This is a genomic window from Ketobacter sp. GenoA1 (genome assembly GCF_003671475.1).
Classification (GTDB): Bacteria; Pseudomonadota; Gammaproteobacteria; order Pseudomonadales; family Ketobacteraceae; genus Ketobacter.
This window is the reverse complement of the sequence record NZ_RCHM01000023.1, coordinates 561,340-574,594: the sequence shown is the minus strand read 5'-3', so window position 1 is coordinate 574,594 and position 13,255 is coordinate 561,340. Positions and strand designations below refer to the sequence as shown.

The 13,255-nt window shown below is 47.9% G+C and carries 10 protein-coding genes; 4 read left to right on the top strand and 6 right to left on the bottom strand.

Going from position 1 to position 13,255, the window contains the following annotated elements:
• Positions 1-55 precede the first annotated feature (55 nt).
• A complete protein-coding gene (locus tag D9N13_RS11195; protein ID WP_290589535.1) occupies positions 56-1,105 on the top strand; it encodes a 3-oxoacyl-ACP synthase III family protein in 1,050 nt (349 codons plus the stop codon).
• Positions 1,102-1,839, top strand: a complete 738-nt coding sequence (locus D9N13_RS11190; RefSeq protein ID WP_290589532.1) for an SDR family oxidoreductase — start codon at positions 1,102-1,104, stop codon at positions 1,837-1,839. The genes D9N13_RS11195 and D9N13_RS11190 overlap by 4 nt, the downstream gene beginning before the upstream one ends.
• On the opposite strand, the gene D9N13_RS11185 is transcribed toward D9N13_RS11190, so the two are convergent.
• The 6 genes from D9N13_RS11185 to D9N13_RS11160 form a co-directional block, all read right to left on the bottom strand.
• Positions 1,836-2,858 (bottom strand): 3-oxoacyl-ACP synthase III family protein, encoded by a 1,023-nt coding sequence (locus D9N13_RS11185; protein WP_290589529.1) that lies wholly within the window; start codon positions 2,856-2,858, stop codon positions 1,836-1,838. The two genes, D9N13_RS11190 and D9N13_RS11185, sit on opposite strands and share 4 nt — an antisense overlap.
• 219 nt (positions 2,859-3,077) lie before the next feature.
• Positions 3,078-3,377, bottom strand: coding sequence for a hypothetical protein (locus D9N13_RS11180; RefSeq protein ID WP_290589526.1), 300 nt, complete (start codon positions 3,375-3,377; stop codon positions 3,078-3,080).
• Positions 3,378-3,445: 68 nt separating this feature from the next.
• Positions 3,446-4,696, bottom strand: coding sequence for a tyrosine-type recombinase/integrase (locus D9N13_RS11175; protein ID WP_290589524.1), 1,251 nt, complete (start codon positions 4,694-4,696; stop codon positions 3,446-3,448).
• Between the two features lie 158 nt (positions 4,697-4,854).
• Complete coding sequence (locus D9N13_RS11170) at positions 4,855-5,706, bottom strand: hypothetical protein (RefSeq protein WP_290589522.1); 852 nt, start codon at positions 5,704-5,706, stop codon at positions 4,855-4,857.
• Positions 5,707-5,834: 128 nt separating this feature from the next.
• Positions 5,835-7,364, bottom strand: a complete 1,530-nt coding sequence (locus tag D9N13_RS11165) for a M20 family peptidase (RefSeq protein ID WP_290589519.1) — start codon at positions 7,362-7,364, stop codon at positions 5,835-5,837.
• 45 nt (positions 7,365-7,409) lie between these two features.
• On the bottom strand, positions 7,410-8,780 hold the full coding sequence (locus D9N13_RS11160) for a DcaP family trimeric outer membrane transporter (protein ID WP_290589515.1): 1,371 nt from the start codon (positions 8,778-8,780) through the stop codon (positions 7,410-7,412).
• A 192-nt stretch (positions 8,781-8,972) separates the two neighbouring features.
• Here D9N13_RS11160 and D9N13_RS11155 point away from each other — a divergent pair, with 192 nt between their 5' ends.
• A complete protein-coding gene (locus tag D9N13_RS11155; protein WP_290589512.1) occupies positions 8,973-9,947 on the top strand; it encodes a helix-turn-helix transcriptional regulator in 975 nt (324 codons plus the stop codon).
• A gap of 188 nt (positions 9,948-10,135) precedes the next feature.
• On the top strand, positions 10,136-13,183 hold the full coding sequence (locus D9N13_RS11150) for a Tn3 family transposase (RefSeq protein ID WP_290589510.1): 3,048 nt from the start codon (positions 10,136-10,138) through the stop codon (positions 13,181-13,183).
• Positions 13,184-13,255 lie beyond the last annotated feature (72 nt).

Here is a 13,255-nt window from a genome sequence, read left to right as displayed (position 1 = left end):
ACTATCGGCAACACCTGAGTACAATCGATTGCTGCATTAAGGGAACACAGGCACCATGTATAATGCCCCGTATAACATTGTAATCCGAGGATACGGCTACGAAACCGGTTCTCAACTGTTGACCAACGAAGATGTAATGGAAGATTTTTCCATACGCATCAAGTCTACATTTTTGGACAAGAATGTAGGCAGCAAGACCCGGTATTTTCTATCGGACGATGCCTGCACTTCAGATCTGGCTACCAGGGCGGCTGAACATGCCTTACGCTGCGCCAATCTCAGCGTCAACGATATCGACCGACTGATTCTCGCCACCTCAACCGGTGACTATCTTTCGCCATCCACTGCCTGTGTGGTGCAACATAAACTGGGTGGTAAAGGGTTTCCGGCATACGATGTGGGGGCCGCCTGTAGCGGGTTTATCTATGCGGTTGACCAGGCCATACGCAGTGTCGCCACCGGTGATAAGCACGTACTGGTTATTGGCGTGGATGTGCGCTCAAGAACATTGGATAAAAGCAACAAGCGCACGGCGTTTTTATACGGTGATGGAGCCGGCGCCGTGGTGATCAGTCAACAGCATCAGAACCAGTCCGATCAGCTCAATCAACTCAATCAACTCAATCAACACCAGCCAGGTTTTATTGCCAGCCATCTGTACGCCGATGGCAGTGGCCATGATGCAGTATTTGTACCTTCAGTAGGTAGTGCAGTATCTTCCGGCCAGACAACAGCAACCCTGACCATGCCTAATGGTCGACGCATATCAGAAAACGCCGGCGTTGGAATCCCGAGCCTGTGCCAGGATCTGCTCGCCAAAACCGATTACACACTGGAAGACATCGATTTCTTTCTGTTTCATCAACCCAATCTGTTTTTACTTGAATCCGTGTTATCAGAACTGAACATTGCCCCCCATAAGACGCTGGTGAACTTTCCCAGCAAGGGCAATACCGTGGCCGCGTCTGTACCGATTGCATTAAGCGAAGCAGGGGAGCAGGGCCTGCTGAAAACCGGTGATCTGGTATTACTTTGTGCGGTGGGTGGTGGATTCACCGGCGGAGCACACCTCTTACGCTGGAGCGGCCGGGAGGTGTTTGCATGAATCCGGGAACAGTTCTGACGCAACCGGTTTTGATAACCGGTGCCAGCTCAGGGATTGGATTCGCATGTGCGGAACTGCTCGTCAATCAGGGGGCTGAACATATAATCATTACGGGTAGATGCCCCGAAAAACTGGCTGTGGCAAAGCAGGCTTTGCAGAGCAAGGCGGATAACAGCCGGGTGGATGTTTATCAATGCGATCAGTCCAGCAAAGAGGATATTGAGCGGTTGTTTGCAGAGCTGACGCTCCATGAATCCTGGCCGGCGAGCGTAGTAATGAATGTCGGCATCAACTATTTTCACGAATACGGTGCAAAGAAACTGCACAATCTGACCTTCGAGCAAATCGAACAATCCATTACCGTCAACATCACACACACTGTTTATATGCTCACCCAATTGCTTAAACCGATGAGAAACAGGCAAGCGGGCAAGCTGATATTGATTGGTTCGCAAGGTTGGCTGCATGGGTTGGCGGGGCAGGCACTCTACAATCTAAGCAAAAGCAGTCTGGTAGGCCTTAAAAATTCGATCGTCAGCGAATACCAAGCCAATGGCGTGTTCTGTCATTTGCTACACCCCGGTGTAGTTATTAACGCCCGCACCAAGAAACTTCGTAGAAAGCACCCGGAACTGGAGGCCACCGCGGTTAGTGAAATGCAGGTGGCCGAAGCTATATTTGGTCTGCTCAATATCGAGAATGCGTCAGAAAATGGTCAGGAAATGGTGATCTAACCCAAATACTCCAGGCACAACCCCGCCCAGGAAACACCGCCACCCACAGCATGGAAAACCAGATTGTCGCCTTTTTGGTAGTGATGCCCGGGGCGGTTTACCCAATCGTGATAATTAACAAACACGGTGGGTGCCCCCATATTCCCGTATTCCGCAAAACTTCTGGCCACGTTATCCGGGTTGATGTCACAGTGGTTTGCAACAGCGGCGTTCTTTGATGCATCCACCTGATGGGCAATATAGTGGGTCACACTGGCCGGGTTTACGTCGGCAACCTCCAGCAGTTCTTGCAACGATTGAATCCAGTATTTCCCGATTGCTTCAATCACTTCAACTTTTTGCTCAAATGAAAACAGGTAATCTGAAGGGTTATAGGTTTCCAGCTTGATAGGGAAGGTGCCTTTCACCATCATGGTACGCACCAGGCTGGGGTCCGTTCCATGTACCATACCCCGCACTCGCCAACGATCGGATGCCGAGATCTTTAACGCGGCGGCACCATCCCCAATCGCAGCACTCATCTGCAGCACCTCGGGATTGGAGAACTTGCTCAGGGTTTCCGAAGAGACAATCACCCCTGATTTAGCGCCGGACTGAATCCACTGTAGCGCCTGAATCAAGGCAAGCACACCTGCAGAACAGCCCGACTTGATATCCCAGCAACTGACCTTCTTGAAACCAAATTCACCCGCCAGCAAGGCGCTGGTGGTGGTTATCGGCATGGGGTTGGAAATACCCACCATAATGAAAAACTCGGCATCTTCGACCAATTCCGGGTTGCGCTCCAATAATCGGCTCAATGCGCTACGGGCCAGATCCAGCGCATTGCTATCAGGATCACAATGGTATCGCCGACGAGCCCCCATAGTACGCTCAATAAAACGCACCAGCTTGCCTTGATTACCTTTTCCCAAACGGGCGAACAACGTTTCATTATCAAGCTTTTCCAGCGAAGAAAAATCACAAGTGGCTACGTCTGATATTTCAAAACCGCAGTCAAACGATCCATGTTTCAACATGTTTTTGCTCCATTCATTATTATTTTGGGCGGGCTTAGTCTGCAGGGTAGTGTATCGTCGTTTAAGTACGAATGCTCTGGGCACTACATTATTTCAATGGATTAATCTGGGTCTTGTGAATTACGGACAATCTCTGATATACGCAATTTAACATAATATATATTATGCCGAATCCGATAATGCTGAGATGGGTACTTAGACGGTCGCGCTGCTCGCTTACTAAGTACCCATCTCAGCGAAATCCACTCCCAGCAACTTAGATTTACGCTCTTTTTCCTCCCGACACGTGACAGGCATTTTACGGCCCGTTTCCTGGTGAACAAATAGCACCATACAGTTGTTGATCATTGTCACCGAATAGCCCAGGGCGCGAACGTCCCACACGCTTAATTCAACGAAAGATTCATTGTCTTTGGATATGAACTGGTAAACGATGTCCTTGCCATTGCCCATATTGAAACTGATCCAGGTATCGCGGCCCTTGAAAAAAAACAGCTGATCAGTCTTTTGCTCAGGCACTCTATACAGGGTCACCAACAATATAGGGAGGTTTTTGCCACATTTTGACCTCTAACTCCATGATATTATTATATATCTTTCAGTCGTTTTTCTCGCCCGGAAGCATGTCTTTCGCGCAAATCTGAATCAATATAGCGATCTGTGGTTGCCATACTGGCGTGCCCAGCATCGTCCCTGACGTGCTCACGAGGCCGGAATTTCACGTCTTCAGAAATACCGGTATGGCGAAGCCAATGGACAGTTGCTGAACGTAGATCTGCTGCGTCTTCTTCCAGGCCATCCGCTTTCATTTTCTCATAGGCGGCATCGAAACAATCTTGCACTAGCCGGCGAATTTGCCGTGTACTGGTGACCGGGCCTTTACCTTTCAGCTTCGCAACCAATGGAGTTTGTTCATTAACCGTTGGATAGGTAGAAAGTCCAAGGTATTTTCGGTAGCGTTTAAGTGCGCTCAACATGGCATCGCATACCGTGATCGTCCGGGCCTTATTCCCCTTACCCGTTACGTGAAGCCACCAGTTGCCGTCATGATCTTTTCTGAAATCACCCATTACCGGGCTTGAGCGTTCATCTGCAACCAGCTCGGATATCCTCAGATACATAGCAAACAGACAGTTCATAACAAACAGTGTACGCTCATGTTGATCAGGATCGTCGTCTGCCAAAGATTCTGAAATTTCTAACACGTAGTCCCACTGTAGATTACTGATTCGCCGAACCACCGGTTTGGTTTGATCCTTTCCTATGAATTTGGACTTTTGCTTAATGAGCGCGACCGGGTTGGCCTCTACCAGGCCTTCTTGCATTAAGTATTCATAAAAGGATGAAACCGCCGTGAAAGTGGCTTTTATCGATGATTGTGAGGGGCAGAAATCATGCGTGTCTGGTAGTTTCCCTGTCTTAACGTCGGATTTTGAAACGGCAACCACAAAGGGCCGCCAGTCGGGATTACTAATACGCAAGCCGTCTTTAGCTTTGAAGCGAGAAACGTTTTTGGTACCAATCCAAGCTTTTGGTGGGTTAAAGCAAAACCGGATGAACTCTTCGATATGTTCCCGCTTCAACATCAGAACAGAGCTTTCATTGATCCGCCAGCTCCACTGTAATAAGCGTTCTATCTCGCGCCGGTAGCTGTTGTAGGTCGCGGAACTACCGTTGTAGCTGTAGAGAAATTTCAGCGCATACTCAAGATCCAAATCTGCACCGGGTATCTGAGCGTCCAAGTAACAGGATGATGTGAATCCGCTCTGTTTGAACGGATTCCCGATGAACTCAAGGTTGTCGATGATAGGAATGGGTTGCTTGCGCTTAGCGTTCATAATCCAGGTTTCAGTGTGTCGAATACCTGAATTATAGAGAGATTTGGCCCTATATCAATATATCCGATATTCACAAATATCGGATATATTGATCGCTTATCGTGTTGTTCTCGTTCCACTCTAAATTGGAGTTCAGCCGGAACTCCATATTTTTTCGCCTACCAAGGCAAAGGCACAACGGGAGCGATGACGAGACGAATCTGCGTATCGGGACCAAACGCATCTGGTGACTCGATATAATCCCAATATTCAAGACCAAACTTCCACGGAGTTTCACCAATGATCATCGTCTTGTTTATACCCACACCAATGGGAAGCGTCCAGCGCTGCCCACTCTCCGCTTCGTGATCATATGCAAACGTTGGCCCCGATCGGAGTTGCCAGCCCTTTTTCAAATTAATAACCCAAAAATACTGACCGGCCGTTACATTAGTATCCACATCATCGTCACCTGCTACGTCCCATTGGTGTGTAACCAGCAAGCCAAGGGCGCCCCAGGGTTTAACAATTGCCAAGAGCCCCTCGGGACCTAAAGCCCACTGATCCTTACCATAGGCATCATCCGTTGCGGTGGGCAAGGTACCGACAAGACCGCCAATGGCGACAATACCGTTTGAGAAGGTCTTACCTACACCGACGTCGAACCCGATATCACCCAGATTGAATCCGGGATCATCATATCCATTAGCAGTGGGAACATCCTGATTAATAATTATGGGTATTGCAGGCCGTGCAAAGAAGTTCATTCCATTGTCCAAAGGATAAGGCAAGCTGGGTTGAAATGTCAGGCGCAAGCTACTTTGTTTATTCGCATTTGGAAGGTCTCCATCAAAGGAAATATAGTCAAGATTGAAATTCATAGTTCCCAAAACAGTATTGGGGTTTGCCAATTCAGCGGCAATTTCTTCAGCAGTTTTTGGGCTTGCTTCTTGTGCATCTGCTAAGCCTGAAAAACTGACTGAACAGGCTAGTGCCGTAACGATTAAATAGTTAGATTTCATAATTTTCATAGTAAAGTTATCCCTGTCACAGCCCTAATTGACCGTGTTCTTGCAGATCGTCCCGCCCTTCATGATCATGACGATATTATTGTCAGAGTCGGCCCTTCGGCTTCCTGAACCGCTGCCGGGCCCGTATCTCACTTCGCATTGAGGTTCTCAAAGATCCGGTAGAAGAAGCCGATGGTTTTTGCATACTCATCCACCAGGAGGCGTTCGTTCACCCCGTGGAAACCTTCGAATTCCTTGATGTTTTCGAGCTGGAGCGCAGTAAAGGTGAAAGTGTCCGGAGCAAAGGGCCGGGCCTGAAAATGTTTGGAATCCGAGCCACCGATCACGAAGAAGGGCGCAACAATGAGATCATTGCCCCAGGTCTGGCGGATCGTCTTTTCGAGCGCCCGGTAAGCATCGGTATCGGGATCTGCGATGGCTGTCGCAGGGGTGGAAGCAGAAATGTCCTTCACTGTGATGCGATCATCAGCAATGGCATCCTTCACGTGCTTGATGATCACTTCGGGTGTGTCACCCGGCATGGGCCGGAAATTGACCACGGCCGTCGCGGAAGGCGGCAGCACGTTGTCCTTGGTGCCAGCGTTGAACATAGTGACGGCGATGGTGGTATGTAGCATGGCCCGTGTGACCTGGTTGCCGGACATCACTTTGATGAACTGCTTCTCGAGGTCGGTCATTTCACTGTCTTTGCCGAAGGCGACTGCCTTGTACATCGGCTGTTGTTCTTCCGGTAGTTCGGGACCCATATAGCGATATTGCGAACGAACGGCCGGATGAATCCTATAGGGGAATTGCGCAGCCTCCAGCTTGGTAATGGCTTCCGCGAGGATGCCGATATTCGATTCCTCGGGCGGCTGTGAGGAGTGGCCGCCAACGGCGTTAATGGCTAGTTCAAGACTGAGATAGCCCTTCTGCGCGATACCGATCAGCGCGGTATTGTTGGGAATACCCGGAAAAATCCCTGGTATCAGCGGAGCTGATTCATCCATCACGAAGGCGAAACGCTTGATGCCCCGTTTCTCCAGCGTTTCGGCAATGAAGCGGGCGCCTTCCGGCCCACCTACTTCCTCGTCCTGGCCAAACACGAAATACATCGTCCGCCTGGGCTTCCAGCCTTCCTTGATCTTCATTTCAGCGGCTTCGAGGATGCCGTGAATCTGGTTCTTATCGTCCACTACGCCGCGGCCCCAAATATAGCCATCGGCAATCACTCCAGCGAAAGGATCCTGAACCCACTGATCACGGGAATCTTCTGGCACCGGGACTGCATCGATATGCGCATAGAACAGCACAGGTTCCGCTTTCGGATCGGCCCCTTGCCAGGTGTACAGGAGGCTGTATGGCCGGGGGTCCCCCAGGACCTCCCGCTTCAGTGTTTTGGTCACATTGGGGTAGGATTGCGCCAGGTAAGCGTGATAGTCGGTGAATGCCTTAGTATCGAAATCGTCACGGTCCTGATTCGATATGGTGCGGAAAGTTACCGCCTTGGCCAGCCGCTTGGCCGCGCCGTCGATGTCGACTTTAACCGGCGCCAGCTCCACACCCGTCATCTGCATGGATGTGAATTCATTTGTGTCCGCTGCACAGGCAAGCAAGCTGATTGATAGAGCAGCAGCGGAGCCTATAAGCAATCCACCAAGCTTTCTATTCTTCTTCATAAGGTTTTCTCCTGTAGGGGTAAAGCCGTTTACTAATACGTAGATTTAGAAATAATAAAACGTACTAAATTGAATTCGTTGAGCATCGCCATCACGACCGCTGATATTTTCACGTTCTCCGGTCATGACCTCTACCCCAACAGTAAGTTGATTATCATACTTGTAGAGGAGGTTGGCATGAAAAGCAGAACCAATCTTAATCCAATCCTGCTCGAAAGCCTCTGGCACATCCGTCATTTTTGCGTAGGCGTAACTGAAGTTCGATGAGTATTTTGATGTCCAGTTCCAGTGCAATCCAAGCTGAGTATTCCAACCCTTCGCCACGTCCAGATTGCCTTCGGCATTAATGGCTGCGTTAGGAATTCCAGCATTGGCAAAGGTGATCACATCGGTGATTGATCCAGACTGATAGCCAAAGCCAAAGCCGAACCAATGACCGGCGCTTTTATCAAGATAAACGCGCCCAGCAGTAGTAGCAGTAAATGTTATTTCGGTAGAATCACTTACCGCCTCTGCCCCGTCGAAGCGAAGTTGCGTTATCGCTGCGCCGTTGCTCCATTCCACTTGATCCCATAGTTTGGTAAAGCCCGCGGTCAATCTAGGAAAATCCGAACGCGCCGACCCGTTTAGGTTAGTTGGATTATAGATGGCACTGTCATTAAAATTCTCAAGCGCAAATGCCCAGCCAAATGTTTTATCTTGCGAATGTTCAGTCCACCTAAGTTGCTCTGTGCGACCACCTAAAATGGAATCTCCTGCCGCGAAATCAAGCATCAGCGGCAGCTGACGCAGCTCAGATAATAGGGTCCAGGTTTGACCGGCCAACAGTTTTCCATAACGAACATAAGCATGACGTAATCTGGGGCTTGACGGATTGTTTTCATCAAAAAAGTCAAGTTCTAAAAAGAAGCTGTTTTCATGGGGAGATTCCATATTACGTGTTTCAAAGTGAAATCGGGTTTCGCTGACTTGCATGTGACTGAAACTACCCTCTGATGGGTCGTCGTCCACCGGGATCTGGCCCAACACAAACTGCCGCCTATTACCACTGCCGGAGAAATCGTGGATCAGATCCGTTTTTGCGTACCCACCAAAGGAGAATCGCCAAGGGGACCCCACGAGAGGAATAGATTTACTAAAGTTTTCATCTAGATAAGGATCACTTCGTCCCTCTGCTGCCATAAGCTGTCTGGAGTTTATTGGTTCAACTGAGGGCGCTTCCTTTTCAACTTCTCCTGCAGATCTAAGACGATCAAGCTGCTCTTCCATTGCGTCAAGTCGGTGACGCTCTTCATTTATTCTACGTTCAAACTCATCCAAGTAGGCTGAATCTGCAGCTTCAGCTGTCATGATAAAAAATATACTGACCAAGAGCACACTGGTTTGACAATTTGAGAGGCGGGACAGTTTATTCACTTCGGTTCCTATACCCGTTGTAACTTGCGTGATTATTACCCAACTAAGTTGGCAGTATTATTAAGAATTAGTGGCGTCGAATGACTATTGACTTACGGAAACAAATACTACAATAACTACGCCTTAAGTATATATGCAGATCTTCCGCCAGGATGATCAACAACAAGCACTGCAGGTATCGGAGATGGAAAAGTGGTCAGAAAAAAGCCAGAGAATGTCAATGGTATCAACGCAATTCACGAAATGAACTGCCCGGATTACGCGCCAAAAAAAGTTAATCTACCGGTGAAAGAGTCATTTTTCGTTCAGACAGGGCGAGGCCATCATATAGTTGATACTCATATGGCAACCGTTGGTAAAATTGGATTGCTTCGACTTGGTATAAATGTCGAGGCCGTTGGTATAAACGTTTTTAATCCTGATTACGTCAGTTTCTCCTTGCCTTTGTCATGGAGCGGCGACTATTTTGTAAATGGAGAACTTGCCAATCGATCTTCAATCTACATGCCCGGTAGCCTCAATAGCTTCCACTTCCGTTCCAGGAGTCGTGACACTATTGGTGTAACGATGCCTCGGTCAGCTTTTGTCAATACAGTTGCAGCATTGCGGGGAGTTGACGGAGACGATATAAGTTTAAGTGTTCGTGAACTGCGGCTTAGTGAATCGGCGGGATGGCGAGTACGATCCCGACTAAGTGCGATCATCAAAGAGACTTGCGATGAACGCAAACAGCGTTCACAGAAAATGATCAGTGAAGATGTGGTAAGTCTACTCGCCGATGCCTATCTGGTTGCTCTGCCCAAATCACTGATTGTATCGAATCGAATCTATCAACCCGGACGCATTGTACGACTGGCGGAAGAGCGATTTATGGCGGCTGAGGGCGCACCAATCAGTCTGGCTGATCTCTGTGTTGCTGCCGGGGTGGGAAAGACTACACTGTATAAAGCATTTAATCAGGTGTGTGGTTTACCCCCACTGGACTATTTTCAAAAACGCCGATTTATGAGGGCACGCTCACTCCTTATCAATACTTCTAACCATCGAGGAAGAGTAAGACAAATAGCTCTAACTAGTGGGTTTACAGAGCTGGGTCGATTTTCTGTTCAGTACAGAGCGTTATTTGGGGAGTCTCCCTCTGTAACGCTGAGCCAAGATTCAGACTGAATATAGGGGAGGATATTCGTATAGACTCTCTGAGTGAAGTGTCTATATCCAGAAAAGCAAATAATCGCAGCATCTTAATCGCTAATGTATGGGGGGCTTGTTGAGATGTGTGTAAATCACAGATTGGCTCTCGCCCAAACTTCAGTCAATTTTGACAGCTGGGCAAAACAGTAGAGTAATTACAACGCATGCCTTTACTTAACATTCTTAATGTTAAAGACGCGAAACGATTTGAGCTCCCTCCTCTTTTTACTGCCCAGGAGCGACTAGTTAACTTCAAATTGCCTCCAGATTTAAAGCGCTCCGTTTCCCATATGGCGGAAGATATAAGTAAAGTGTGCTTTGTACTTCAGTATGGGTACTTCAAAACCAATGCCCGTTTTTATAGCCCCGCCAAATTCAGAAAACGTGACATTAAATATGTTTGCCATCTCTTGGGCTGTGAAGCGGTGGATATTGATGATTACAACAGCACCACCAACAGTCGGCACCGCCAGCGCATTCTGAATGCAAAAGGCTGGGAATCGTTTAACGAATCCCACAGGCCCCTACTATCGAGTTACGCAGAAAAACAAGCCTCAAATCAACTCGATCCCCGCAAACTGTTTATAGCGCTGGTGGATCTATGTTGGGATCGCCAGATTACAGTGCCTGGTTATGATGCCTTGACCACAATCGTGACGGATGCATATAACTCAGCAGAGGAATCCGTTATCCAAGCTCTCTCCTGCGCATTGAATGACACTCAGCGAGACAACTTGGACAAGTTATTGGATCGGGGCAAAAAAGTCGGTTCCCGCCACCAGCCCCCGATAACATCGCTGAAGAAAGTAGAACAGAGCATTAGACCCGGCAAGTTGGTTGAAGCGATAAAAGCAGCCCAGATTTTTCAATCAGCGTACATTACCCATGAACCGGTGTATGAACGTATTACGTTATCAGATCAAGCCACCCGCTTTTACGCAGATTGGTTCAGTAAGGCCGATTATCAGCAGATCATGCAGTTTCCCAATCGGGATAAGGTATATCTACACTTACTGGCCTTTATCAAAGATCAGTACTTCCGTCGCCAGGACGCTTTGGTTAAAGCGTTCCTTAAGGTGGTCACAGCCGCCTTACATAGCATCCAGTCAAAGGTTCGTGATCAGGACGAAGCCAACAAGAAAGAGCGCATGGAGGCCTTACAAACGCTCAATCAATCGCATAAATCTTACATGGCGTTCGCCAAAGCGGTGATTAGTATTGTGGAGAGCAAACAGACTGGGCCTAATGAGAAATACTATCGCATTGAGGAACTGGTTCATGAATTTGGCGGTGTTTCCATTGAAGATCAAGACCGCCTCGGAAACCTGGATGAGTACCTGAGCAAAGAAAGCCGAAATCAGTCGTTCTATGATTTAATGGAAAAAGAAGCTAAAAAACTGGAGCGCCGAGCACTGAATATTGTTCGGTTCCTGGAATTTGATACCGCAACCAGTGATCCTGATCTGATCAAAGCCATCGACTATGTACTGAAGGATCCCAACACCATTCTGGAAGATGCTCCTACGGAGTTTTTGAAGTCGAATGAGCAGAACGTCGTCCGCCGTGATGACCAGATCGTTCCGGCGCTCTACAAATCACTGCTGTTCTTTCATATGGCCAAGGCCATTAAAGGAGGTCGGCTGAACCTGAAACATTCTTATGAATATCGGGCTATTCAGAACTATTTACTGGATCTACGTTACTGGGAAGAGAATCGAGATCGCATACTGAAAGAAACCGGATTAGACCGATTCAAAGACGGACGATCCTATTTAGAACTACTGAAAGCAGCCATACACGGCAAATATGAGTCTGTGAATGAGCGCATTCTGAATCAGGAGAACCCCTACTTCACTATCAATCGCCATGGGCAACCGAGTATCAGGACACCCAGCGTGGAATCCCAAGACCGAGAGTACATATCGGATACTTTGTCATCGTCAGGCTACGTCCCCATACTGGACGTGCTTAGAGAAATCAATGCAGCTACGGGTTTTACCGAGTCTCTCAAACATCACAGCAATAAAAATGTGAAGATGAAGCCTGAAGAAGACGTGTTTCTAGCAGGCATCATCGGCAAGGGTTGCAATATAGGTATTGGCAAACTCTCCAAGATTTCCACCGGTATTAAAGAACATTTACTGCATAATACGGTGAACTGGTGTTTTAGCTTAAAAAACCTCCATGACGCGAACAACACGTTGGTGGAGGCCATTGGAAAGCTGGCTTTGGCCAACAACTTCTTAACCAAGCCAGCTGTACTCCATTCCAGCAGTGATGGCCGAAAAGTGAATGTGAGTGTGGATGCTCTTCACGCCAACTATTCCTTCAAGTACTTTGGTAAGGACCAGGGGGTAACTCTGTATACCTTTATTGATGAGCGTCAGGCAATCTTCCACTCTACGGTATTCAGTGCTTCCGACCGCGAAGCGGCTTATGTGCTGGATGGCTTAATGCATAACAGCGTGCAGCCGAACCAGATTCATTCCACTGACACCCATGGTTATACGGAGAAGATCTTCGGGGCGAGCCATATGCTGGGAGTCGATTTTGCACCCAGGTTAAAGGATCTTTCAAAACAGCGCATATACGCCTTTTCAGCCAGGAAAACCTTTCAGAAGAAAGGCTATCCCCTCATTCCCACCAGAACCATCAACAAGAACCTGATACTGAAAAACTGGGAAGATATTCTTCGCTTTATGGCGACCATCAAGACCCATCACGCTACCGCATCTCAGTTATTCAAAAGATTGAGTTCTTATTCAAACCAGCATCCACTCTATGAAGCACTACAGGAATTTGGTCGAATCATTAAGACCCAATTTATACTGACCTACTTCGATGATGTAACCTTGCGCCAACAGATCCAAAAGCAACTGAACCGGATAGAGCTGTCGAACAAGTTTTCCCATGCCGTATTCTTCGATAACGACCAGGAGTTCCAGGATGGTGAGCCAGAAGATCAACAGTTATCAGCTGCCTGCCAGGTCATCATTCAGAACAGCATAATACTGTGGAATTATCTGTTCCTGTCCAAGTTGATCATGGAAACGGAGGATAAGGAGCAAAGACAGCAGATCATTGACTGTATTAGTCATGGATCGGTTATTACCTGGAAACATGTGAATCTACGAGGTGAGTATAATTTCACCAGAAAAGCGGCTAATGAAGCCCAGTTTGACTATAAAAAGATCCGTTCTTGGAAGTTTTAAGCCTCGAAACCCGTAAAACCGGCAAAAAAACGGAGATATTATTCTTAAATATTTCATTAGGTTAGAGGCCAA

Coding starts and splice junctions, on each gene's coding strand:
- D9N13_RS11195 (WP_290589535.1), top strand. CDS start 56: ATGTATAATGCCCCGTATAACATTGTAATCCGAGGATACGGCTACGAA.
- D9N13_RS11190 (WP_290589532.1), top strand. CDS start 1,102: ATGAATCCGGGAACAGTTCTGACGCAACCGGTTTTGATAACCGGTGCC.
- D9N13_RS11185 (WP_290589529.1), bottom strand. CDS start 2,858: ATGTTGAAACATGGATCGTTTGACTGCGGTTTTGAAATATCAGACGTA.
- D9N13_RS11175 (WP_290589524.1), bottom strand. CDS start 4,696: ATGAACGCTAAGCGCAAGCAACCCATTCCTATCATCGACAACCTTGAG.
- D9N13_RS11170 (WP_290589522.1), bottom strand. CDS start 5,706: ATGAAAATTATGAAATCTAACTATTTAATCGTTACGGCACTAGCCTGT.
- D9N13_RS11165 (WP_290589519.1), bottom strand. CDS start 7,364: ATGAAGAAGAATAGAAAGCTTGGTGGATTGCTTATAGGCTCCGCTGCT.
- D9N13_RS11150 (WP_290589510.1), top strand. CDS start 10,136: ATGCCTTTACTTAACATTCTTAATGTTAAAGACGCGAAACGATTTGAG.